General features: G+C 35.6%; 18 protein-coding genes. 11 read left to right on the top strand and 7 right to left on the bottom strand.

Annotated features, from left to right (window positions below; all coding sequences use genetic code 11):
- Positions 1-171: 171 nt before the first annotated feature.
- The 3 genes from A994_RS01620 to A994_RS01610 are packed head-to-tail and all read left to right on the top strand — an operon-like array spanning position 172 to position 3,786.
- Positions 172-1,344 carry an ABC-three component system protein gene (locus tag A994_RS01620; protein ID WP_004029512.1) on the top strand — a complete coding sequence of 391 codons (1,173 nt, stop codon included), beginning with the start codon at positions 172-174 and terminating at the stop codon, positions 1,342-1,344.
- Positions 1,345-1,351: 7 nt separating this feature from the next.
- Positions 1,352-1,849: a three component ABC system middle component gene (locus tag A994_RS01615; RefSeq protein ID WP_004029511.1), complete on the top strand. Its 498-nt coding sequence runs from the start codon at positions 1,352-1,354 to the stop codon at positions 1,847-1,849.
- Entirely contained in the window at positions 1,846-3,786 is a 1,941-nt protein-coding gene (locus A994_RS01610; protein ID WP_004029510.1) for a DUF3732 domain-containing protein, read from the top strand. Before A994_RS01615 ends, A994_RS01610 begins: the two co-directional genes overlap by 4 nt.
- 15 nt (positions 3,787-3,801) lie before the next feature.
- Here A994_RS01610 and A994_RS01605 read toward each other — a convergent pair whose 3' ends face one another.
- On the bottom strand, positions 3,802-6,975 hold the full coding sequence (locus A994_RS01605; RefSeq protein WP_004029509.1) for an Eco57I restriction-modification methylase domain-containing protein: 3,174 nt from the start codon (positions 6,973-6,975) through the stop codon (positions 3,802-3,804).
- A 241-nt stretch (positions 6,976-7,216) separates the two neighbouring features.
- Between A994_RS01605 and A994_RS01600 the strand changes: the two genes are divergently transcribed.
- A complete protein-coding gene (locus A994_RS01600) occupies positions 7,217-9,403 on the top strand; it encodes a DUF262 domain-containing protein (protein WP_004029508.1) in 2,187 nt (728 codons plus the stop codon).
- 37 nt (positions 9,404-9,440) lie between these two features.
- Here the strand turns inward: A994_RS01600 and A994_RS01595 are convergent, their stop codons facing one another.
- The 5 genes from A994_RS01595 to A994_RS01580 all read right to left on the bottom strand — a co-directional run bounded on the left by A994_RS01595 (position 9,441) and on the right by A994_RS01580 (position 14,856).
- The gene (locus A994_RS01595; RefSeq protein ID WP_004029507.1) at positions 9,441-9,677 is read right to left on the bottom strand and encodes a hypothetical protein; all 237 of its coding nucleotides are present in this window, start codon (positions 9,675-9,677) and stop codon (positions 9,441-9,443) included.
- A 367-nt stretch (positions 9,678-10,044) separates the two neighbouring features.
- Positions 10,045-10,455, bottom strand: coding sequence for a hypothetical protein (locus A994_RS01590; protein WP_004029506.1), 411 nt, complete (start codon positions 10,453-10,455; stop codon positions 10,045-10,047).
- A 1-nt stretch (position 10,456) separates the two neighbouring features.
- On the bottom strand, positions 10,457-12,904 hold the full coding sequence (locus A994_RS01585; RefSeq protein WP_157787245.1) for a hypothetical protein: 2,448 nt from the start codon (positions 12,902-12,904) through the stop codon (positions 10,457-10,459).
- Between the two features lie 432 nt (positions 12,905-13,336).
- A complete protein-coding gene (locus A994_RS13595; protein WP_272942725.1) occupies positions 13,337-13,465 on the bottom strand; it encodes a hypothetical protein in 129 nt (42 codons plus the stop codon).
- Positions 13,466-13,635: 170 nt separating this feature from the next.
- Complete coding sequence (locus A994_RS01580) at positions 13,636-14,856, bottom strand: tyrosine-type recombinase/integrase (protein ID WP_004029504.1); 1,221 nt, start codon at positions 14,854-14,856, stop codon at positions 13,636-13,638.
- Between the two features lie 139 nt (positions 14,857-14,995).
- Here A994_RS01580 and A994_RS01575 point away from each other — a divergent pair, with 139 nt between their 5' ends.
- From A994_RS01575 to A994_RS01555, 5 genes are all read left to right on the top strand, one after another.
- On the top strand, positions 14,996-15,583 hold the full coding sequence (locus A994_RS01575; protein WP_004029503.1) for an XTP/dITP diphosphatase: 588 nt from the start codon (positions 14,996-14,998) through the stop codon (positions 15,581-15,583).
- A 118-nt stretch (positions 15,584-15,701) separates the two neighbouring features.
- The gene (locus tag A994_RS01570; RefSeq protein WP_004029502.1) at positions 15,702-16,103 is read left to right on the top strand and encodes a 30S ribosomal protein S15; all 402 of its coding nucleotides are present in this window, start codon (positions 15,702-15,704) and stop codon (positions 16,101-16,103) included.
- A complete protein-coding gene (locus A994_RS01565) occupies positions 16,069-17,424 on the top strand; it encodes a single-stranded-DNA-specific exonuclease RecJ (protein ID WP_004029501.1) in 1,356 nt (451 codons plus the stop codon). The genes A994_RS01570 and A994_RS01565 overlap by 35 nt, the downstream gene beginning before the upstream one ends.
- 276 nt (positions 17,425-17,700) lie before the next feature.
- Positions 17,701-18,900 (top strand): aconitase X, encoded by a 1,200-nt coding sequence (locus A994_RS01560; protein ID WP_004029500.1) that lies wholly within the window; start codon positions 17,701-17,703, stop codon positions 18,898-18,900.
- A 202-nt stretch (positions 18,901-19,102) separates the two neighbouring features.
- Positions 19,103-20,764, top strand: a complete 1,662-nt coding sequence (locus A994_RS01555; protein WP_237739675.1) for a glycosyltransferase family 39 protein — start codon at positions 19,103-19,105, stop codon at positions 20,762-20,764.
- Between the two features lie 57 nt (positions 20,765-20,821).
- Here the strand turns inward: A994_RS01555 and A994_RS01550 are convergent, their stop codons facing one another.
- Positions 20,822-21,736 carry a hypothetical protein gene (locus tag A994_RS01550; RefSeq protein WP_004029498.1) on the bottom strand — a complete coding sequence of 305 codons (915 nt, stop codon included), beginning with the start codon at positions 21,734-21,736 and terminating at the stop codon, positions 20,822-20,824.
- 187 nt (positions 21,737-21,923) lie between these two features.
- On the opposite strand from A994_RS01550, the gene A994_RS01545 reads away from it, so the two are divergent.
- Together A994_RS01545 and A994_RS01540 are read left to right on the top strand one after the other, a co-directional pair.
- A complete protein-coding gene (locus tag A994_RS01545) occupies positions 21,924-22,487 on the top strand; it encodes a hypothetical protein (RefSeq protein ID WP_004029497.1) in 564 nt (187 codons plus the stop codon).
- 190 nt (positions 22,488-22,677) lie between these two features.
- Positions 22,678-25,077 carry a DEAD/DEAH box helicase gene (locus A994_RS01540; RefSeq protein WP_004029496.1) on the top strand — a complete coding sequence of 800 codons (2,400 nt, stop codon included), beginning with the start codon at positions 22,678-22,680 and terminating at the stop codon, positions 25,075-25,077.
- Positions 25,078-25,083 lie beyond the last annotated feature (6 nt).

Genomic DNA, 25,083 nt, shown 5'->3' with positions numbered 1-25,083 from the left:
TCCTCACAGGTTATATTTTAGTTCTTTAAATCGTTGATCTAAATAAACTTTAATAATGTTTAGGCATAACATCATATGGGGGTAACCTTTTGGAAATATATTCTTACAGCTTAATTTGTAATAATTTATTAGTTTTGATAGATATGCAGTATCAAATAGGTTGTGAATGATTTGGAAAATAATACTTCTCCTTTTTCTGCTAGAGATTCATTTAAAGGATATTTATATCAATGTCGTTATGCTTTGTGGGAAAGTCTTAAAAAAATGAGGGATGAAGAAGAATTTAAAGTTTCAATAGAAACATTGGACGATGTAGTTTTTCATCAAGGGGAGTCAGAAGAAGTATTACAAACTAAACATAGTATAAACAACTCCGCAAACCTTACTGATGCCTCTTCAGATCTTTGGAAAACCATTAGAATATGGAGCGAAGGAATTACTTCAGGGGAGTTCAATTCAGATACAACCTTTTTTCTAATCACTACTGAACAAGTCTCCAAAGGTTCAACAGCATATTATATCAAAAAACGTGAAATAACCACAGCAATTGAACGTTTAAACAAGACTGCTGCAACATCAACAAACTTAACTAACCAAAAAGCTTACGAGGCTTTTAAAAATATCTCACCTGATCAAAAAGAAATCCTTTTGAATAAGGTGTTTATTATAGATTCTTCGCCATTAATCTCAAGCATAGGTTCCAAAATGAAGAAAACAATCCGTTATGCTACTAAAAAAAAATATTTGGATCCTTTGTTCAATCAACTTGAAGGGTGGTGGTTTACGAGAGTTTTAGAACATTTAACAAAACCTCAAGACGCAATTCCCAGTTGGGAGATAGATGCGGAAATAGATATGCTTCGGGAACAGTTTAGAGATGATAATTTGCCCATTGACAGATCTATTCTTAATGTTACAGTGAATAAATCCGCATATATGGATAGAAATTTTGTAAAACAGCTTGAAATCATTGAATCAAGTAATGATCGTATTTTTCTGGCAGTTAAACATTATTATAGGGCTTTTGAACACCGAACACGTTGGGCAACGGATGATCTTTTTATTCCTGATGAATTAGAACAATATGAAGATATTTTAGTCGATGAATGGAAAGTATGTTTCGATAGGATGAAAGAAAAGCTCGGAGAAACAACTGCTGAAGAAGTGAAAAAAAAATCTGCTAGAACGTTGTATCATTGGATCGAAACTCATATAAATGAACCTATCCGGCCCGGCGTAACCCACCCTTCAATATGTAAGGGTTCTTATCATATGCTTTCGGATAAAGGGGTGGTCGGATGGCACCCTGATTTTGAAACCAAATTGAAAAATCTATTTGTTTAGGTGAATTATGAAAAAGTGGAATGAAAGGTCAAGTGAAGCAGCAAATTTGCTAAATCCTGCTTTTTGTTGTGTAATTTTAACATCGTCTGTTATAGGATACAACACTACTAAAGATGAAGGTTTTCCTTTACCTTTAGCTTTCATTGTTCTGCCCATCATATTACAAGCTAAAACTCGTATAATGTTACCTCGGTCAACTAGGACTTCATTGGGAGCTTGGATCAGGGAAAATGCACATTTAAGATTGTCTGTACAAGACAGAATTACTCCTATCAAACCATATGTTCAAGAATCTATTTTATTTGGATTATTACATGAGTGGCTATTTTTAGATGAAAATGGTAGATTAAAAACGCAGAAGACCAAGACTGATGTAAATAAATTTTTAAGAGAATTAGAAGGTGAAACAAGAGATTGTATTAAGCATTCAAACCTTGTTGGAAGATGGTTCGCTAAAGCTGGTTCAACAGAAACAGTAATGGCTCTTTGGGGAGTGAGACCATGACTTTTCAAATTTTAAATTTAGTTTTATATAATAAAAAAGGACATGACCGTATTATTTCATTTAAATGTGGAGAACTTAATATAATAACTGGGGCCAGTAGTACAGGTAAAACTGCTTTATTAAATATTATTGATTACTGTCTCGGAAGTAGATCATGTAATATACCTCAAGGTATTATCCGTGAAACAGTTCAATGGGTTGGACTTCGTTTAAAAGTAACTGAAGGTGAAGTTTTTATTGCTAGAAAACTCCCAGAAGGCGTTAAAAATAGTTCTGAAGACATTTACTATGAAATTCAACAAAAATTAGATATCAAGAAACATGAAGAACTGAAAAAAACTATTAACCGCTCCACTCTTAAAAAAATTTTATCCGATCATACTGGAATTTCAGAAAACATCCACGAACCAGTTGAGGGGCAAACAAGACACAAACTTGTTGCAAATATCAGACATAGTCTATTTTTTACATTTCAACACCAAAATGAAATCAGCAGCGAAAAGTTCTTATTCCATAATCAAGGTGAACAAGGCAAAGCCCAAGCTATTAAAGACGTTCTACCTTACTTCCTTGGTGCAGTAGACGACGATTATGTTTCCAAAATGAAACAATTAAGAAAATCTCGCAGGGAATTGAGAACTTTAAAGCAAAATTTATCTGAATATGAAGCTATTGAAGGAGAAGGGACTAATCAAGCAAAAAAATTGTTAATAGAAGCTCAAGACTTTGGCTTATGGCGTGAATCAATTCCAGAAAAACTATCAGACTCAATTAATGCATTGAAAAAACTACAACAATCTCCAGTTTCTATGGAAGAAGAAATTATATCAAAAGGTGAAACTTTTGAAAAACTGCAAGATGAACAGTATAATTTGAAACAAGAACTCGAGTTTGCTAAAGCAAAATATGAGACCGCCAAAAGTTTTAAATCTGATCAAAACGCTTATACTGCAGGAGCAGACATTCATTTGACTCGTTTGCGAACTATTGGATTATTTGAAGATCTTACTAATCAAAAAGTCTGCCCAATATGTAATTCCAATATCACAGAGAAATCCCCGACAGTTGATCGTATAAAAAATTCATTAAAGCTACTAGATTCCCAAATACGTGAAGTTGAAGAAATTTCACCAGAAATGCAAAAAGTAATGAGGGAATTAGAAGATCAAATTGAAGATATAAAGAATAAACTCAAAATTAACAGACAAATGTTAGATAAAATACAAAAATCTAATGAAAAGTTAGCTTTTATCCGTGATCACAACGCTAAACGTTCATATTTGTTAGGCAGAGTTAGCCTTTATTTAGAAAGTTTACCTCATCTTGAAGATACCAGCAATCTAAAAAAACAAATTGAATTATTAGAAGTCATAATATATAACCTTAAATTGGAAATAAGCGATGCAAAAATTCAAGAAAATCTTAATTCAATTTCATCCCTCTTAACAAAGTATTTAAACCATTGGGCACATGAATTTAAAGTCGAACATTCAGAAAACCCACTACGTCTAGACTATAATAAACTAACAATTGTTGCAGATACGGAAAAAAATGGAGCAATCCCAATGAATCATATGGGTAGTGGAAGAAATTGGGTTGGATATCATTTAATAGCTCATTTTGGACTACATACCCTATTTGTTAGAAAAAAACGGCCAGTTCCAAGATTTTTATTCATTGATCAGCCTTCACAAGTTTATTTCCCTGCAGAAAGGGATGTTACTGGAGATATTGAAGAAATCGAGAAAGATGAAGATAGAGAAGCCGTCAAACAGATGTATATTTCCACAATAAAATTGATAAATGATTTAAGCCCAAATTTCCAAATCATTATGACTGATCATGCCTACATAAGAGAAAAATGGTTTGAAAAATGCGTTATAGAAAATTGGAGAGAAGGAGAAGCATTGATTCCTAAATCCTGGACAAATGATTGAACTTAATATATCAACTTAACTATCCTCAATAATTATTATCTCCTCATCATTCAAACCATATAACTTGTAAACCATCTGATCAATCTCATTGTCTGTTTGTTCGATTTCTTGGAGTAAGGGTTTTATTATTGCAAGACTTTCACTGAATTCTCGTTCCAAATATTCCCTATTCTTCCGGGATTTAGTGTCAACCTTCAATTTTCGCAGTTCTGTAATGAATTGATCTTCTGATAATTTATAATACGTGTGAAGTTTCTTGGACAGTTGTTTTATTCTGAATTCCTTTTGAATCCAGTTTTTAAACCCAGTGAATTCTTCATTAAGTTCTTTATTCAGTTGAAGCAGCCTATCAACCTTTTTGATCAGAGGTTCTTGGTCATTAAATGATATTTTCGGAATAGGTAATTTACTTATTTGATACTCAAAATATTCATAAATTCCACTTCCAGTTTGTTTGCCAATAGATTTGTATCTAAAATTAAGTAATTTAGAGTTTAGCAAAGCTAAAATATATTTCAAAGAGATTTCGGCATTACATCCAAAAATAACTGATGTGTTTGTGAGGCCTATAAATTCATTAGTTTCATCCAAAGCAAATCTATTTTCTTTACTTCTATAAGGACTCCAAATTTTGTTGAATTTATAATATTTTTTATGCACAGCTCTACTGTACTTCCACCAAGGTCTACCTTCATTTTTAACTGTAAATCTATTTTCGAGGGGTTTTTTATTGTTTAATAAGTGTATTTGTACTTCTTTTGGCAAATCCTCAAAATTATCTTGATCTTCTACGTATAATAGATATTCTTTTTCTTTTGCAATAGCATACCTTCTGATTATATCTCCATTCATACGCTTTTTTATAAATTCAGAGGGGAATGATGGCATTTCTTTGAATGTAAACACTTTATTGGCTGCTGTTTCCATCCCTTTCCCTACAAAAAGCAATTGACCTAATAAGGGATGGTTTTTATCTATTTTTTTATTTAAACTGACAATATTGTCATCTAATAAAGCAAAAACATCATCCTTCTTAAATGAAACATCAAAAAAGTTATTAGAATCATTTATAAGGTCAATTATTGTATTTGCTGAATAGTTAGATTTTTTTAGGGATACAACTTTTGTTTTTTTATCATTTTTTAGTTTATCAAGCTTAAAAATTGCCGTAGTGATAGAAGCATCATCAAATACTTTATATCTTTCAAAATTTACAATATTTACAATTGAAGTCTGATGTAAAATATAATTTCTTAACTTTTGTCCCTTTTCAGCGAATAAAAATGCATTTGAAACTATGAAACTTACATATCTTTTTGATATTTCAATACCTTTAGTAATGAAATAAAAAAGGATGTCGCTTTTGTCCATGTAAACTTCCGGGTAATTCTGCATAATAAAATCCATTTCGGGTGATTTTGCACCTAATGTTCTTATATTAAAATAAGGTGGATTTCCTATAACAATATCAAAACCACCATCAAGAAATATATCTGGAAATTCTTCTCTCCATTTAAAAGGTTTATCTGTATATTTGGGATCATCAATCAAGCTGTTTCCACATTTTATGTTGTCATTGAGGTTGGGGAGTTTCAAACCTTTTCTACTAACCTTTAAAAATAGAGATAATTTAGTAATTTCAGTAGACTCTTCATTTAAGTCCACTCCATAAATATTATTTAGTAGAATTTCCCTTCTTTCTCCGATATTATCAAAATAGGGAGTTAAAGTACTTTTTTTATCTTTATAACGCGTTTCATGTATCGCTTCATGTATTTCCAGTAATATATCAGCAGCTTTGTTTAGAAATGCCCCGGATCCACAGGCCGGATCAACTATCTTTATGTTTTTAACCTTTTGATCCAGATCTTCGATTTTGGAACCCCAGTATTCTCCTATTAAATCTTTCACCGTGCTTTTATCTCCAGATTGACTTAAATATGGAATAATAGTGTTTCTGCAAATATAATCTGTAATATAATCTGGAGTGTAGAATATTCCTTCTTTTTTACGGCGGCCCTTACTGTCTTCTTTTAGTTCTTCTATGTCACCTATACTGTTCTCGAATATGTGGCCAAGGATATTTACATCTAATTCTGTGGAGAAGTCAAATGATGATATTGTAAGCATGTTGCGGTATATGGGGTTTATTCTGTCTTTTGCGGTTCCTAATAGGTGCGTGATGTCTTTTTCATATTCAGTGAAGTTCCAGTTTTGATAAACATCATTAAAGATGCTCTGATCATCAACTATATCCCTGATCTTGATGAAGTCCAGGTCTTCAGCGAATAATCCTCCGTTGTATTCACTTATCTTTTTGAATTCGTTTCCTTCGTTTATATCGAGACATAGTTCGTTTAGTCGTTGCCATATACTCCTATGTCTTATGTTCCCTTTTTGTATGGGTGTGGATATAGTGTCGATAGATATTTGTGGAGGTAATAAGTTTGTGTCTTCTGCAAAACAAATGAACATGTAACGGTTAAGGATTAATTGTGAATAATGGATGGCATCTAATCTTTCCATCTGATTTACTGTTTCTAGTTCCTTGATTAACATCAAACGGGTTTCATTGTAGAGTTTATAAAATTCGCTGGCCAGTTTACGGTCTACAGTCAGTGTTCCATCTTTAACCTCATTGATATAACCCGATTCAATGTGGGATTCCCTGGAAAATGCTAGCATGAAAAAAGCAAACGTTTCTTTATCTAACAGTTCCCTTGCAGTAAATGATATGTATTTAGTCTTCTCATAATAATTATAAAGCCTGAATTCATCGTAATTGGACACCATGATCCAATCAACATCTCCAGTGTTGATGGCATATCCGAAAGCCTGTTCAACTGGACTTTTATTATCAGAACGACCACTTTGTCTTTTGTCCAGGTCAATACCCTGACCCTTCAGTTCAATAACCATGAACTTTTTATCTTTAGATGTCAGAACAAACTCACTTCTACCTGTACCCACATCGCCCTTCTCATCAAAAAGAACATCTTCCCGTTTATAACCCAGGATCCCTTTAAGAATAATATCGTAAAAATTAAGATAATTTTTAGTTTCAGACTTAAAATCACCACGATCAATCTTACTGATGTATTCTTTAAGTAAATCATGCTTCGTAGGATTCAGATTATAACTCTTTGAATATTTTTTCAGTAGAGTCTGATTGAAAAGGTGATTCTCCATGTTACCCCTCTATAATTCTAAATCATATTATGAATAATAAATATGCCCAAACTAAATTTAAAGGTTCCTAAATGAAGATTTTATTTTATTATGATGTTAATGAAAAAGGGAATGAAGATCAACAAATATAATACTAAATTAATTATATTCATAATTCGTAAGATTAAGCATATGGCCACAATTTCATATTATTAATGATGATGCCTTGGCTTCATGTTATGGTAAACGGGGAGAGGTTCAAATGGTTAAAGATCCAAGTCCTATTAAAAGTGTTGGAGATTTATTAAAGGGTGTTGAGAATGGGGAGTATGTTATTCCAAATTTCCAGAGAAAATACGAATGGAATCCGGGAATGGTATCTGATTTATTAATTTCTATTTTTCAAGATTATTATACAGGCCTCTTACTATTTTGGGAGTTCCCAGAGCAACTAGCCATCGGCGAGTGGGATCCTTTATGGGGTGCCGACCAACCTGAAAACCCATATTTTGCCATTCTTGATGGTCAGCAAAGGTTATCTTCATTATATTATGCATTATACGCACCTAATAAAAAATTCCCATATCGAAACACTTATTACATGTTTTTTTTGGATTTAAATGAATACATAGATGATAATTATGAAGATGCAATCTTTTACAAGTTTTCTAAAAGTTATATGGCTATTGAAGACGTGAAAAATAGAAAAAATGATTGGATTAACGAAAATATCTTTCCTTTAAGGCTCCTCCATGATAAAGATTTCATGAGTAATGATTTTGATGATTGGGCCAAGGGATATGCCGAAACATTTGTAAAAATGACCCCAGAAAACTTGGATGATTTTATCAAATTATATGATAACATCAGAAATATTAACCGTATAATGGATTATTCGTTTATTACACACACTTTAGGAAAGGATAGGGATTTATCGGATATTTGTGGGATATTTGCAAAAATTAACCAAAAAGGAATGAGATTATCTACTTTTGACCTAATGAACGCTTTTTTATTCCCACAAGGCATTAGATTAAGAAAATTATGGGAAAAACAAGGCAAAAATGAGCTTAAGAAAGTCGATAGGAGTATGAATGAATATATTCTAAAACTTATGTCTTTGTATAAACAGGATTATTGCTCATCTAAATATGTTTTCTACCTCATTCCCCAAATGAAAATCAAAAAAAGAGACGAAATAGGTAAAATTACGTTGGTTGAAGATTCCAAAGAGTTTAAAAACCTATGGGATAACGCTTACCATTATGCCATCAAAGCAGTTGAAAGAATAATGAACATTGGAAAAAACGATTTTGGAGCAATAAAATACGATTTCATCCAGAATAAAACAATGATTCCTGTAATGGGAGCCATAATGTGGAAATATGAAAAGGATTATAGTAATATTGACAGGCAGTTATTTGATGACTTACTTTCCAAATGGTATTGGTATGCAACAATATCCGGGGATTATAGTGGTTCAAGTGATAGTATAATGTCTGAAGATTACCGTGATTTTAAAAAATGGTTTATAATACAGGATGAATCAGTAATAAGGAGATTAAATCGGGTAAATAACGATGATATCCAAAAATTAGATTTAGCAAGTATTAATAAAGGTTCTTCACTTTACAATACTGTTCTCTGCTTACTTGCTTTGAATAAAGCCCCTGACTTTTATACGGGCCGACCTTTAGATTCTGGAACGTTTAAAGGAATAAAAATACATGACCACCACATATTCCCAAAAAACGTTAAAAATTTACCTAAAGCCACTTCAACTTATTTCGAAGTTACTAATGATAGTATAGTTAACAGAACACTCCTGCTAGATGAAACTAACGAAAAAATTAAAAATAAAATACCATCAACATACTTGAAGAGCGTAGAGATGAATGATGAAGAGTTAAATGAATTAATGCAACGACACTTTATTTCAGAGAAAGCCTTGGAATACCTTAAAGATGATAACTACGATTCATTCATTGTTGAACGTGAAAGAACCATTAAAAATAAGTTAATTGATTTATTAACTATATCTGAACTAATTAAAGACCCCAATACGGGTTTAGACAGATTCACATCTTTTAAAACCAAAAACAGGCCCTGGGAAAAACACGAACTATTATCCTACCTTGATAACACTACTACCTTTCAAAAATTATTTTTAGCTTCTATTACACAAACTGAAGAAAACCCTGCCCCAATACAATCAGTAATCATCATGATGAATAAAATTTCAAAATGCAAGTTTGAAAATGTCACCAAAGAAATTGATGGTCTAACGATTGCCGGAGTTAAATCAGGATTAACAGCAAGAAGGAAGGGATTGGGTAAAGAAGACATAATCGAAGCAAAAGATATCAAAGGAATTATTTATTATAGCATCAGAGAAAAATACATAGACATAATACGTGAATGGATAACAAACGAAGATTTGATGATCTGAATAGAAACAATTTATTATTTTTTTTAATAAATTGAAATTATTGCCATAAATCCATAATTTCTGTTATACGGGAAATTTCATCTATAAAATCATCAAATCCGAAAGTTTTATTCATAATCCTTTTTAAATCATCTTTATTAATAATTATAACCCCATGGCCGGTTTTAAGACCCTTTATCAACATTTCATTTGTCAGTATCACACCATAACTCACTGTTCCAATAGCATATCGTATTTCATTTTTATTGCTTTTTTTAGAATTTTCATCTCCCAATACGACTCCCCCCTCTCAATAGGAGTGGAGGATGACACAGTAGTCACCCTCAACCGTGAAAATTTCCAGGAATATTTCACCCCTGTATGGTTTAAAATCCTTCACGGTGAATTTGTGTGCAATTATACTATGATTTGATCATTTATAAACTTAACGGATCCCAAATATGCATTTATTTCATGAATACATTGGAATACACTGGAAAATATCGTTTTAAATCAATTTAAAAGAAATATGTAATTATAGGGGTTGTAAACATAATCCTCTAACACAAATTATAGTAATCATTTATTGTACACAGAAGCCATGTTTGATGTCAAAAAAAAATTAAAAATGAAAAGTTTTTGAGATAGTATTCCAAACTTTCTCATCTCCAGTTTTTCGCATCCATTACAATATCATATATTGGTTTAGCTATTCCGTTCGAGTCTTCTGGGCGGATGTTGCTTATATCACCATATTTAGGATAAGCACAGACATGTATAGTTTCAGCACCGGGTGGAAATTCCATCAAACCGTAGATATACACTATTTGCTGAAAAAACGCATTAATTGTCATGCATGCCGCATTAGACAGTTTATACCCATATAAATGCTCCATATCATACTTAACTGTTGTTGAACCATCTTCATATTGAAATACATATACAACAGGCATTTCCCTTGCTCTAGCTACTCCATAGACTTCATTTATTCCATCATTATCCGAGACTTTTGGTAATAATCTCGGAGATGGATTTAACATACTACATCCCTCTAAAAGAATTGGTTGGAACATTTTATCCAACCTCCTCATTCATTGTAATGTTTGCAATTTGCAATGCTTTTTCAGATTCCTCAATCAGGAGTTGCTCGTAATATTGGACATATGACTCATATTCAAACTTGAAATCAGACTGCACATTACAATTATTGCATTCTTCAGGTTGGAATTTTAGCCAAACAAAAACATTTCTCTTTCTTTTGGTTTTTCCTACCCACCCATGTACTTCCGTATGCTTTTTGAATACACTTTCTGCTTGCCGATCTCTTATTCCATGTAGTTCCTTGATTTTATTCAAGTAGTCTTGCTTGGGAATGGCATTTCCTTCATCGACAATACCATTATCATATAACCATCTCAAGACTTCCTGATCCTTCTGAATGGCACCATTCCATCCTTCACCATAATCCAGGGATCCCGGGATCTTGGCCTCAATGAATTGGTACGTATGCTCCAGAATTTCAAACAGATCAATGTAAGCAAAAATTACATCATTCTTTTCTACGGTTGACCTGCCACTCTGGAAAGCATGGATAGCAGCAAATTTCACTAAAGTATTCTGGTTGGTAAGGCTACTTGAGTTATTGAGGTTAGCTATTTTTCGTGAGTAAGAGGATGCCCTTTTATCTAAATCCACGGATAACTCCAATAATATAGTTTTTGCGCTTTCTGCAAAATCATATGATTCTGAAGGCCGTAATGATGACATTAATTTAATGAACTTATCCAATGCACCATTATAATCGGTTTCGTCAAAGATTCTGTTAGCAAGTATTTGTGAATTGTTAGATGAATCTATTAAGGCATATGCTACCGTAAACCTCCGGATATCTCCCTCTAATACCAAAATTTCATTATCAAACACTATTGGTTGCACAAACAGAGAGATAGGGCATTTTGGATTGAATTCCAGGGCTCCGTCTCGACCATACTCCGTAGTCCTCTTATGCACGGAATTTTTTGGATAAGGATCCAAAGCAACCCTTATATACTTCCTAGCTTCAGCATATTTCAGATCACTTGAGGTTAGTAGTTGATAGGCTTCATCAATCACCACATAGTCATCGTTGAGATAACCTCTGTTATGGTGGAATTCATTATTCTTGTCTCTAACAGTCTTCCCAACAAGCTGTTCTGCATGGAAAGAAGTGGGTTCACCATAATCCTGATTCAACGCTTCAACTACTTGTTTGATTACTGCTTTAATCTGCCCTTTGCCCTTGCCTGCGGGCAATACAAACAATGGAGATACTCTTCCATCCACATTCACATGTCCCACCCTAATACTGGAGATAGGGATCATGAAAGACATCAATGTATACCAAAGCACTTTAAAAATGATGGTATATTCATCACCAAAGAGAGAAGTGGCAGCGGCTAGATCACGGAACCCAGACAAGTGTTTTGTCATATATTTAAGGTTTATTTTCCTTTTTTCTCCTTTACCAGCGCATTGATTATTTTCCGGAACTTGGTATCCCTTTTGCTTTGCTATTCTGAAAATTTCATCCATAACATGGTAGTAACTTGGTTTAGGAGGCAGATAATCCAACAAATCAGCCATGTTCATTTCAGGGTAATCTGGTCCATTACTGTATATTGTTTCTATGTTAGGTGGATCAAAATCCATCCAAGAGTCAATTACATGTTCCAATGCACTTACATTCCAATCACTAGATATTCTACTGATGAAATTTTTGGTGGTTGTTTTCTTCCATCCTGAACGTCTTAATACTGAAGTCATGAAAGCAACACGTCGAGTGTTACCTTTTGGCCAGGACTCCGGATTAAATATCCTTTCACAAACATCTTCTTCTTTGATTATATCAATTGGAATAGGAAATGGAGGTACTTCCTGCGCCTCATTCCTTTCCGTTTTTGAATGTGCTTCTTTTGGTTTACTATACTCTTTAAGAATGCTTTCAAACTGTTTGAGTTCTTCAGAGTCAGGTAACTCATTGAAAAATTCATTAATTGATTGTTTCGCGTTTTCAATGTCATTTTCTGTTAATGGTATTTTTTTAAGCGGAATTTGGATGTTTTTAGCCCCAATGGGGTATACCAAATAAGGTAATTCTTTATGAGTAGTCAATGGTAATTTAAACACTCTCTTACGATTGTTAATAGCATCAATTTTAATTATACCATGTAAATCGGGACATTCCTTGAAAAGTCTCTTTTCTAACGCTTGAATATAGAGATTGAACGAATCTAAAATATTCTCTAGTTCATCAGCACGTTTTTCACTGGTTGCATCATTAATTTCGTCTGATGCAGCAAATTCAGGATGTAAGTGGAAGTAAATTCCATTCCCTGAAAACAGGATGAGGAATTTATTATTGATAACTTTTCCTAACTCTTGTTCTATGAATCTAGCTGCCCTTTCAAGGGATTCCAATGCTTTTAAATCATCAACCGTATAATCATTTGCTAAATCCACATCAATGGAGAGCATGTAATACATCGTATCTTCTAATCCACCCAAGCTTTCAGCATCCCATGGCTTCTCTTGCCATTCATTGAAAATACTTGGTCTGAAATAGTTTAATGTACCTAAAAGCCTTTTATCAACCTTATTTACTAAATATTGATAATCCTTATCATCTGCAAGTTTTATCAATCGTCTTTTATCACCTCCATATTTGTACCATCCTTTATCATCATGTATTCCAGCTTTAATTGCTCCGTTATAAGTGGAGAACCTTTTAATTATGTCTTGAACACCATTTTTTTGATAGTGTTCACTGCTTTTATCTCTAATCACACAAATCACTCCTTCAAAGGAGAGAAAATAGGTGAATGCCAAGAGAAATCTTTATTAAGTTAAATAAAGATAATTTCTTTTGGCATCCCATGAAGAGTTGACCATTTGCTAATCATGAATGCCTATTTTCTCTTAACATTTAACAGCTGTTTCAAGTTCCAGAACCCTATAAAGAGTTCCCAAATATTGGGGCGGATTCTTAAGGTCCTTCTTTTCCTCGTATAATATTTTTAAGATTTCATATATCTTCCCAACCTCCATTTCAATCGTTAATCAACCATATGCTATTACACTATATAAGGATTGAAAAACCGTGACCTAAATAGAATCAATCATTAATTATCAACTAATATCCTAAAACAAGCATTATAATGGAATAGAATGAAATGGAATGTATTGGAATTGAAAATAAAAAAAATGTTTAAAGAAAATTACATTATTTTTTCAGCCATAAGTCTGAAATCTTCGACAAATTCAAGATTAGAGAACAATTCATCAATTGATTTTCTCTTTTCCTTCTTATTGGCTTCTATTTCTTCCAATCTTTTTTCAACATTAGCAAGTGCATCATCCTTCTCCCGTATCATGGAAGCAAGATAATGGTAATCCTCACTGTCTATGGTTCTCGTTTTGGTGTCTTGGATAGTTACCGCATCCATGTACTTTAAATAAATGTTTTTCATGTCCTTGACTGGAAATTTAAAGTATGCTTCATTTGTATCTCCCTCTACATGACCTAACATCATTTTAACTTTTGCCCTATCCATTCCTGCAACAAATAGGGATGTGGCCATAAACTTCCGCATTGCATGAGATCTGAAAAATCTTTGATATCCCTGTTTACCAAAGCCACATTTATCATTTAAAGTTTTGAAAGCTTGATGTAGTGTATTTTCTTGCATTCTCTTCCCGTTTACTGCAAATAAGTATTCATCTTTGGATTTTATTGGTTTATTTTGCCGTTCATTGTCTATCAAGTAGTTAATTATGGCATGAATGCTTTCAGGTGTCGAAAAAGTGAAATAAGGCATTCCCGTCTTTTGTCTTACTACTTTCCATTCCCCTATGATATCCTTATTTTTTATCCGTGATTTGACCTTGTTGATGTCCATCTTTTCTTCATCAGTTAAATCAGCTATTTCCTCTTTTATTGCATTTAAAAAATGATTGTAAGTTAAATTTCTAGTTTCAGCTGATCCCATACCTGATGATGACATTAAAAGTATTATAGCCTTATTACGTATGCTTGCATGTGGTAAAACTTGCCTTATGTGTTCTTTTTCAGGTATACTAACCAGGGTTCGATTTTCATTACATTTGCTTATCCTTACTTTTGGTGTTTCAACCTCATACTGATGATAGAAGGTTTTAACAGAATTTATCTTATTCTTAATAGTTTGTGGAGAATTCCCGATCCCTTGTAGATATTCAATGAAATTCAGGAAGTATGTTTGAATTTTTCTTGAATCCCTTCTGATTCTATCCTCTTCTTCCATTATAGCTTCGTCAATAATTTCTGTTGGGGTTTTTCCTAGAAACTCTGAATAAAACTGTAAACTAATACAGTGTATTCTGATTGTTCTTTCCTTATGTCCTCTTGAACGAACGAATTGCTGGAATTTAGGATCTCCCATGATGTCAGCTTTTGCCATACCCTTTCACCTCTTGTTTTTTTTCCAAGTGATTGGTAGAACCAAGTCATTTATATAGGTAGAAAAACCATAACCCAAATGTAAGAGAAAGTAACGTAACGCTTATTATGGATTTTTACTGATTTTTCGGGTGAATTTTATGCCAAAAACTGGACATCTTCCTTTGACCATAACCTTTATTACAGGTAACCAACACAAAGTAAAAGAAGCTCAAGGAATATTCCACCAGTTCGATATTCAGGTGGAATACATAGACCTTGGATACCCTGAAATACAGGGAGAGCTTATAGATGTGGCTCGCTTTGGTGCAAAAGATGCTGCCATGCGGCTGGGAAGACCAGTTATTGTTGAAGACGCGGGTCTTTTTATAAAAGCTCTTAAATGGTTTCCAGGTACCTATTCGTCATATGTGCAGGATACCCTGGGCAATCAAGGCATTTTAAAACTGATGAACAGTGTCGAAGACCGTTACGCTGAGTTCAGGTCGGTAATTGGATATGCAACACCCAAGACCGAGCCCGAGACTTTTTTAGGTGTAGTCGGTGGACATATAGCACATCAGGAAAAAGGAAAGCATGGTTTCGCTTACGATCCACTTTTCATACCAGAAGGATACAACCTGACCTTTGGTGAACTCACACGAGATGAGAAGAATGAATTCTCCCATCGCCGCAGGTCACTGGAAAGTTTCGCTCAATGGTATAAAGATCTCATAAACAGTGAATAACCAGCTGAGAGCTTGAATTAAAAATTATTATCTAAAAGCTATAAACTGTATTAAATTAAGCTAATTTAGATTAATAGAAATAATTTAGATAAATAGGAATATTATAAGAGGTGATTTGATGGCAGCAAAGCCTGATTGGGTTGAATATTCAACCGAAGAAATAGAAGAAATTATATTAAAACTTAGAAAAGAAGGAAAATCAACCAGTGTCATTGGAGTTATATTAAGGGATCAGTACGGAATTCCTGATGTTAAAAGTGTAACCGATATGAAGATAACCAAGATCCTGGAAAAACACGACCAGGGCGAAGAATACCCTGAGGATCTGATGAACCTCATCCGTAAGGCAGTTAACATCCGGGACCACCTTAAAGAAAACCCGAAGGACCTGCACACCAAAAGGGGTCTACAGTTAGTGGAATCCAGAATCAGGAGACTAGTAAAATACTACACCCGTGAAGGAGTCCTCCCTGAAGGATGGAGATATGACCCTCAAAAAGCAGCATTACTTGTTAAATAGAGCTGAAGAAGCTTGCACGCTCCTGAAGGAGCACCTTGATCAGGATCATGTGGTGAGAGTGATCTCCCACAATGATGCTGATGGTATATCGGCTGCAGGTGTTATCTGCAACGCCATCTCCCAGGAAGGTGGGAAATTCCATGTTACCATGGTCCCCCGCCTTAATGAGGAAACCCTGGATCGGCTTTCCAGGGAGAAATACAAACTTTTCTTTTTCTGTGACATGGGCAGTGGCTACGTGAAGAGGATTGGCCGGCTCAGGGGCCAGGCTGTAATCGCCGACCACCACCAGACCATGGACAGTAATGGAGATGATGAGGAAAGCCTGGTGCACGTGAACCCCCACCTGTTCGGACTGGACGGAACCCGGGATGTCAGTGCGTCTGGAGTGACTTATCTCACTGTGAAACCCCTTGAAAAAGTGGAACTAACAGGACTCGCCCTGGTTGGTGCTTTTGGGGATATGCAGTATGCTGATGGGTTTACTGGTGTGAACCAGACCATACTCAAAGAGGCAACTGAATCAGGAGTGGTTACAGAACACGAGGATCTGAAAATATCCTCCAAGGATGACCCGCTTTACAAAGCCCTGGCTCACACTTTCAAACCAGCAATCCCTGGAATCTCCGGAAATCTGGAGAAAAGTCAGGCTTTCCTGGAAAAGATAGGAATTTCTTACGGTATTAAATTCACGGATCTGGCCAATGAAGAGAAGGATTTCCTCACCGAGCACCTGACTAAAATGAATCCAAAGGTGTTTGACACCGTGTACAGCATGCCCAAAGAAGACCCTGCACTCCGCAATCTAGAAAACTACGCTGAAATCCTGGATGCATGTGGTAAAAACAAGAACTACGCTGTAGGTCTGAGTATCTGTCTAGGCGAACGGGAATCTGCCATAAGCCAAGGTGTGGAATTTTTAAGCAAATACCGGGACTCTCTGATTAGAGGTATAAGCTGGATTTCCCGAGAGGGTGCCCAGGAAATGGATTATGTTCAGTACCTTTACACTGAAGATAAGGAAAATAAAAAGATCATGGGGACTTTAGCCTCTTTAGGTATTGATCTTAATATTTTAACCCCTGAAAAACCGGTTATAACCCTGTCCCGAATGCACAACCTGGTTAAAATTTCAGGCCGCACCACACTGGAGATGACCCAGCGAGGAGTTAACCTGGGTTTTGCACTTGAACAGGCAGCTAAAAGTTTTAACGGTGCTGGTGGAGGACATAATATCGCTGCAGGCGCAGTGGTACCCTACAAGGAACTGGAAAACTTCAAAAACCTGGTAAATGATATTGTAAGTACACAGGTCACTTAAATACCCAGTTCATTAAAAATAAAAGTGTTGCATTCACTTGGATGGAGTATTAATTTGAGAATATCTTGAGAACATCCTTTTACCTCGAGAACATCTCTCATTTAATATCCTGATTGAAAATATACCCTGATTGGAATATTCATTAAAACAAAATTATAAAATCTCTATTTAAATCTCTATTTAAAATTTAATTCTCATAAAAAATTATAACAAAAATTATTCTTATAAAAATTCTAATAAAAAATTATCAATTCGCAAACGATCGAGGCATTTTCTATGTATCTTACCCGAGAAGAGGAAAAAATGTACGCAGGCGAGTACGGTCCTGCTGTGGAAAAATCCATGGAAATCCTGGTTGCTCTGGGAGATATCTACGGAGCAGACGGTATGGTGGAGATAGTATCTGCCCAGATATCTGGAGTTTCCTATAAAACCATTGGTGAAGCAGGTTTAGAGTACCTGGATGACTTGGCCAGTGAAGGAGCCCAGGTACAGGTTCCCAGCACCCTCAACCCGGCAGGTGTGGATCTAGATCAAGGAAAAAGCCTTGGTTTTCCAGAAGAATTCACCAGAAAACAGTTACTAATTGTTGAAGCCTATCGTAAGATGGGAATCAGCACAACCTGCACCTGTACACCCTACCTGGTTGGTAACGTACCACCACTGGGCAGCCATATTGCCTGGTCAGAGTCTTCAGCTGTTTGTTATGCTAATTCCGTTCTAGGGGCACGTACAAATAGGGAAGGTGGCCCTGGAGCATTATCAGCCGCAATTTGTGGGAGAACACCCAACTATGGTTATCACCTGGACCAGGCTAGGGTTCCTAATTTACTGGTTGAAGTTGAAACCCCATTGTCTGGATCTGATTACGGTGCACTGGGATATCTGGTGGGTAAAGCTGTTGGAAATGGTGTGCCCTACTTCAAATTACTGGATAAAGAGCAGATAAAGCCACAGGTTAATCAGTTGAAAGCTCTGGGTGCTGCACTGGCATCTTCTGGAGCGGTGGCACTTTACCATGTGGAGAACACCACCCCAGAATACAGGGAAGTAATAACGCATACTGGAAATCTTGAAAAATTAACCATAACCCGGAACGACTTGGATAATACCCGGGATAAACTTTCCACTGCCCAAAAACCGGATCTAGTATGTTTAGGATGCCCCCATGCTTCATTAGATGAGATAGGAGAAGTTGCTCTTAAATTAGATGGTAAAAAATTGGCCAACCAGTTATGGGTGTGCACATCCATCTCAGTTAAAGCTGCAGCAGATAGAATGGGCTACACTGAAATGATAGAAAAAGCAGGTGGCCATGTGGTCTGTGACACTTGCATGGTGGTGGCACCAATAGAAGATATGGGCTTTAAAGTTATAGGTGTTGACTCGGCCAAGGCTGCTAACTACGTCCCCAGTATGTGCGGACTGGACGTGGTCTTTGATGAATGGGAAAATCTCATAGCCTTTAAAAAATAATTAGCCCACCGGAGTAACTGAATCTTAAGAAATCTTGGAATATGAGAAATCCAAAACTGGAAGGGTTAACGAAATAGTGTATTCTTTAAAAATTTTTATAAATATTAAAGATACACTATCCATGAAATTTCTACTTTTAATTAGGTGATGAATTAATTATTAGGTGATGAGTATTCCAGATTCAAATCAGAGTTCAAGTAAGGTGTCAGAAAAACTGAAAAACCCCCTGTTTATTCTCACCATAATCACCACAGCCATTGCCATTATCTTAGCTGCAGTGCAGATTACCAGGGGTGTGAATTACTTTGATGTTTTCACCTACCTCAATGTAGCCCTGCAGTACTCGGGAGCAAGCAGTGGGGGTATGACCATTAACTCCATACCACCATTGATGCCATTTTTAACTTCCCTAATTTTCAGGACTGGATTCATTTCCAGCAGTGTTATTATCATGTTAGATGCTATTATATTCATTTTTGGAGTCATTGGATTATACTTATTACTGAAACAGCGTTTCAATGAAATACAAAGCTTCACTGGATGTTTAATTTATATTTCACTCCCACTGGTATTTTCATGGGCAGCCAGTGGTTCCATAGACGTGCCAGCCATCTCATTCTCAATCTGGACCATGTACTTCATGGTTAAGGGCATTGAACAGGATTCAAAATATTTATCCCTGGTTATTCCCATGTTTGTAGTGGCCATATTCACCAGATACACCACTGCCATTTTAATAATCCCTTTAATATTCTATTTCATTGTGGGAACCAGTTTTCTGCAGAACGTGAAAACCCATTTGAAACAGGTGATTATCCCATTATTCATTATAATACCATTTTTAGTCTATGCTTACCTCAAAATCACTTATTTAGCGAGTTTAATTTTACTGGTTACCAATTCTTTAATATTTGGGAAATCTTTTGGTGTGGGTGATGCGGCCTACAATACAGATAACCTGTACTACTTACATAATATCCTGAATTACATTGCGGTTGGACCAATTAACGGAAGTTACTACCAGATATTAAGTCCCAGTCAGGGATCAGTATCGTTTCTAGCCATAATAACTACCATATTAGTTCTTTGTGGTCTTGGAATCCACATTCACACTATTTTAAAAAAGAAGCAAGAAATAATGGATGGTGTTGATAAATGGATGATTCTCCAATTGGCAATCCTGGGAATTTTAGTGATTGCAGCATTTATCAGCTTTTTTAGAGCACCTTATTTGTTAACAGATATCATTGTCCTTTTTATCTGTCTTTTGATCTACTATTTAGTGGGTGATGTTGATGGGAAAAACTTGAGAATGGATTTATTTTTCCTAGTGTGGTTTTTAACTTTCTTCATAATGCACAGTGTGACAACGTTAAAGGTGGACCGCTACATAATTACCATAGCCCCTGCCCTTGCCTACTTTATTTTCCTGGGATTGAGTGTCCTTATTGAAAAGTACAAATATAAAATTAAAAGGGAGTCCTTAAGGTCATGGGGATTGTATTTAATCATGGGTATGATATTTTTAACTTCAACTGCAGTCACCTTCGCAGGTCACACACCCAATACTTGCCTAATTAAGTACGTTGAACCCACTGCTCATTGGTTGGAGGATTACGATCCCCAATATCAGGATAAAATTATTTTTTCAGATTACAGTCCAGCAGTGTCCTGGATTATGAACAAAACTGTGTTTACAGGGGTTTTAAGAGATTACAGTGATGAAAATGAATTTTCTTCCATGTTAATTAATTCAGGTGCAGAATACTACATCGATGTTTTAAGTGAAACCAAACCCCATCTCAATGGTTTCCGTGTTATAAAAGAAACTGACCTGATTAGGGTGTATCAAAGAATCCATTAGATTTTACTAGTAAAGTAACAGTAAAAAAATAACCATTACCTAAAATCCATTTGATTTCTATTTTTTAAATTGATTCCCATCAACCGAACTAAGGTATTCTAATTCGCCCCCACAGCTGCAACTGGAAAAATCAAAGGGCGCTTCATCTTCCAGAAGTGGGTACAGTTCATTACAATCCTCACACAATAAAAACCCAGCGTAATACCTTTTATCAGATAAGGATGTAATGTCTGTCTTTATAATTTTAAACAAGGTCTTATATGCCCTTAATACACATTTATAATCAATTTTTTGATTATCTGATAGCACAGCACCAGAATGGGCCAGTAGCACCAGGATCTTCTCAAGCTCCAGATTATAGGTGGTCTCAGATTCACCCTGATCTTCAAAAAGGAATGTAAAGAACAGATTATGGAACTTTTTAAAGAAAATTATACTATCTTCACCCCATGTAACATTTTTTATATCCTGAAAAAATTTATCTCCTAAAAATAAATTACCACTGAAAAGATTGAATAGATCCAGCCCACCCAGGATCCGTTCTGAAAGATCACTTTTATGCAATGCCCATAAATCATCCACTACCAGGTCACGTCCCAGATAAAACGTGTACAGCTTCTCCAGAAAGATATGTAAATACTGGAATGAATCATAATCCACAGTGAAAAGAGCAGAATTAGCATAAACAGCATCAGAATAATTTTCATAACGTTTATTCGGTTGTATTCCATTATTTATGGCCAGAACAAGAATCAGCTTTTCAGGTGCGGATTTAAGATTACCCTGGAGTTCCAGAGGATTTTTCCACTGGCAGTGCAGATTAAATAATGATTCCCAAATATTTTCCTCCCATAATTGCATAAATTCATTTAAAATATCAAAAACTCCATTAATATGATTAAATTCCTGGATAAATTCATGATACATGGTTGTCAGGTCATGATCCTGATAATTATCTTCAGCACCCACCATAAGATCACAGCTACCCCTGAGTATTAATATTTAATTATTAATTAGTAATAAATATTGGGGATTGGTTAAGTATGGGCAAACAATTCCAATATCAACAGAGTCAGGTAATAATAATTCGAGGAAGTATTATATTGAGTGACATACAGAAGTTGAAAATTGCAAAGAATAAAACTTGAAAGAGGGCTAAATGAAGAACTGGATTAGTATAATTATTGGAGTTTTGATTACATTTTCAGGTATTTTTGTTTTTGCTGATATTTGGAATGATGGTTACGTATTAGTCGGTTTCATTTTTACATCGGGATTTGTGGCTACGTATTTATCAGACACAAAAAAGTCTAGAAATGGTTTATACCCCGGATTGATAATATTGTTAGGGTCAGTAATCGTTGATACATTGATTACCAAGACTTCTGCACTTTTAACTGGTTCTACCCTAATTTTATTAATTATAATTTTTTTAGTACCTGGATTTATGGGAGGTTTCTTGGCAAAATACTGGTTTTTATACCAAAAACAAAAAGATTTAATTCAAGAAAATGTGAATAATCTCCAAAATCAGACCCATAAGACATTTAATAACAAAATAAAAGATTATTTCAAATATTCAGAGAACATAATTTTATTAATCGGTGCTTTTTTATTTAGTATATCTTTATTCGCACACTTTTATTGGAGATTGAACATTTTAAGCATAGTTCTTGCAATTCCTATGCTTATTATGGGATTATACGTACTTTTGAAGGGTTAAAATATAATATAAAAGATTTGATCAAGTGTCTAGCGTCATTCTAAACAGTTTTCAAGTATCCAAGAATGACTATCATGATTACTACTAAAAAATTAAAATTGTTTTGAATTTTTAATATAGTTTTATAGATTGCAAACATAGTATTAGTTCAAGAAATGTAAATCTAACAAACCAAGTTCAGGATATTAAAATGGTTGAAAATAAACATCAAAATGACAATCCCCCTTCAAGAAAAACGGTAAGGTGGATACAACACCCTCTAATCGAACCTGGAAAGATTGAAGCACGTCTTTACCAGCAATTACTGGCAGCTAATGTCATTAAAAAAGGGAATACTATGATAGTAGCCCCAACAGCCCTGGGTAAAACTGTGGTGGCTGCCCTGGTAGCTGCAGATAGGCTTGAAAAGTATCCGGAGAGTAAAATCCTGCTTTTAGCTCCCACCAAGCCACTGGTGGTACAGCACGAGGAAAGATTCCTCGAATTTTTAAAAACAACCACCACCAGTCTCACCGGTGCGGTTAAACTGGAAGAAAGGATTAAAAGATGGAATGATTCCCAGATCATCTGTGCCACGCCCCAAACAATAGAATCGGACATCATAGCAGAAAGATACTCACTGGAGGATGTTTCACTACTTATTTTTGATGAATGTCACCGGGGAACTGGATCCTATTCCTACGTATTCCTGGCCCAGCGTTACACTAATCAAGCCAAACACCAGTTAATACTGGGTTTAACTGCATCACCAGGTGGAGATGAAGAACGAATAAACCAAGTCTGCCAGAACCTCTTCATAAATGAGGTGATGGTTAAAAATGAGGATGATCCTGATGTTAAACCATATTTCAACCCAATTGATGTGGAATGGGTGAAAGTTGATTTGAAAAAGGAACAACTGGATATTAAAAAACATCTGGATGTGGCTCTTAAAAACCGCCTTAAAGGTTTGAAAAAACTGGGAGTTCTCAATTCAACCAATCAGGTCAGCAAAAAAGACATCTTAAGAGCCAGGGGAAAAGTCCAGAACCGAATATCTCAAAGTGCCAGCCCACCAAGAGATTGTCTACTGGCAATATCCATGTTAACCGCTGTTTTCAGTGTTATGCACTCCCTGGAACTTTTGGAAACACAGGGTGTGAGTAACCTGCACTCTTACTTTGATAGGATGCGTAAGAAAAAAACAAAAGCTGCTAAGGGATTATTTAAGGATGAAAACTTTAAAACAGCGGTTAACTTAACCCGACAGGCCTATGATAAGGGAGTTGAACACCCTAAACTGGGAAAACTCATGGAAATACTTAAAAGTGCTGCAGAGGACAAGGAACAGGTTATTGTTTTCAGCCAGTACCGGGACACTGTAAATCATATCTATCGGAAGTGCCAGGAAGAAGGTATAAACGCGGTTAAATTCTTTGGACAGGCCAGCCGGGATAAAGAAAAGGGCCTCACCCAGAAAGAACAGAAAGATATCATAAAGGCCTTCCGTATGAGAACCTACCAGGTACTGATTTCCACCAGTGTGGCTGAGGAAGGTATTGACATTCCCAGTGTAGATCTGGTGGTACTTTACGAACCAGTCCCATCGGAAATAAGAATGATCCAGAGGCGTGGCCGGACCGGTAGGACCACCAGTGGCCGTATGATCGTTCTGATAACCAAAAAAACTCGAGATGAGTCATTCTATTATTCAAGCATAAACCGGGAAAGGATGATGAAAAAACAGCTGGCCAATGGATACAATCAACCCGAAAGGCCACTGATTGCCAATGATGAGGATGTCCGGGTCCTGGACCGGGAAGAAAAAAGAAATTTACATTATGAAAAAAATAATTCACCTGATAAGAGGGTAGTAGTCCAAGTAGATCACCGTGAATCCAAGTCAGGAGTTACCAGAGGACTTAGCAACTTGGGAGTTAAGGTAGAACCCACCAACCTCCCGGTTGCTGATTATCAGATCAGCCCCCAGGTGGCTGTGGAGCGAAAAAGCACACAGGACTTTGTAAGCTCGTTAATGGATAAAAGGTTGTATAAACAGGCCCAAGAACTGGTGGAAAACTTCCAGAAACCATTAATCATACTGGAAGGCCAGGATTTATACAGCAGTTCACTGAATCCCAATGCCATCAGAGGGGCACTGGCCAGTCTGGCAGTTGACTTTAACATACCCATCATTCCCACCCGTAACCCCGAGGATACTGCAGCCATGATCTACAGACTCGCAGTAAGGGAAGTGGACAGGGGTTCCAAGGATGTTCAGATGCGTACTGAGAGAAAACCATTAACTCTTCAGGAACAGCAGCTTTTTATAGTGGAATCACTACCAAATGTGGGGCCGGTAACTGCCAGGAAGCTTCTGGAAATGTTTGATAGTGTGGAAGGAATTATCAATGCCAGTGTTAGTGACCTTAAGAAAGTGGATAAAATTGGGGATAAAATTGCTCGAAATATTAGAAAGATAATTTCATCCAAGTATTCAGATACATTCAGGTATTCAAAAAGTAGTGAATCCATTGAAAAGCCAATTATAAATGGAAAAGATAAGCCAAAAAAAGAATATATTATAGAAAAAAATGATGAAAAAGATTGAAAACTA

This window comes from Methanobacterium formicicum DSM 3637 (assembly GCF_000302455.1).
GTDB lineage: Archaea > Methanobacteriota > Methanobacteria > Methanobacteriales > Methanobacteriaceae > Methanobacterium > Methanobacterium formicicum_A.
This window is presented reverse-complemented; position numbering and strand designations above follow the sequence as displayed.

What these genes read in the sequence shown, in the direction of transcription:
- A994_RS01565 (WP_004029501.1), top strand. Translation starts at nt 16,069, where the DNA reads ATGACCCTCAAAAAGCAGCATTACTTGTTAAATAGAGCTGAAGAAGCT.
- A994_RS01615 (WP_004029511.1), top strand. Translation starts at nt 1,352, where the DNA reads ATGAAAAAGTGGAATGAAAGGTCAAGTGAAGCAGCAAATTTGCTAAAT.
- A994_RS01605 (WP_004029509.1), bottom strand. Translation starts at nt 6,975, where the DNA reads ATGGAGAATCACCTTTTCAATCAGACTCTACTGAAAAAATATTCAAAG.
- A994_RS01585 (WP_157787245.1), bottom strand. Translation starts at nt 12,904, where the DNA reads ATGTATTACATGCTCTCCATTGATGTGGATTTAGCAAATGATTATACG.
- A994_RS01610 (WP_004029510.1), top strand. Translation starts at nt 1,846, where the DNA reads ATGACTTTTCAAATTTTAAATTTAGTTTTATATAATAAAAAAGGACAT.
- A994_RS01550 (WP_004029498.1), bottom strand. Translation starts at nt 21,736, where the DNA reads ATGGTGGGTGCTGAAGATAATTATCAGGATCATGACCTGACAACCATG.
- A994_RS01540 (WP_004029496.1), top strand. Translation starts at nt 22,678, where the DNA reads ATGGTTGAAAATAAACATCAAAATGACAATCCCCCTTCAAGAAAAACG.
- A994_RS13595 (WP_272942725.1), bottom strand. Translation starts at nt 13,465, where the DNA reads ATGGAGGTTGGGAAGATATATGAAATCTTAAAAATATTATACGAGGAA.
- A994_RS01570 (WP_004029502.1), top strand. Translation starts at nt 15,702, where the DNA reads ATGGCAGCAAAGCCTGATTGGGTTGAATATTCAACCGAAGAAATAGAA.
- A994_RS01560 (WP_004029500.1), top strand. Translation starts at nt 17,701, where the DNA reads ATGTATCTTACCCGAGAAGAGGAAAAAATGTACGCAGGCGAGTACGGT.
- A994_RS01575 (WP_004029503.1), top strand. Translation starts at nt 14,996, where the DNA reads ATGCCAAAAACTGGACATCTTCCTTTGACCATAACCTTTATTACAGGT.
- A994_RS01590 (WP_004029506.1), bottom strand. Translation starts at nt 10,455, where the DNA reads ATGTTCCAACCAATTCTTTTAGAGGGATGTAGTATGTTAAATCCATCT.
- A994_RS01600 (WP_004029508.1), top strand. Translation starts at nt 7,217, where the DNA reads ATGGTTAAAGATCCAAGTCCTATTAAAAGTGTTGGAGATTTATTAAAG.
- A994_RS01580 (WP_004029504.1), bottom strand. Translation starts at nt 14,856, where the DNA reads ATGGCAAAAGCTGACATCATGGGAGATCCTAAATTCCAGCAATTCGTT.
- A994_RS01545 (WP_004029497.1), top strand. Translation starts at nt 21,924, where the DNA reads ATGAAGAACTGGATTAGTATAATTATTGGAGTTTTGATTACATTTTCA.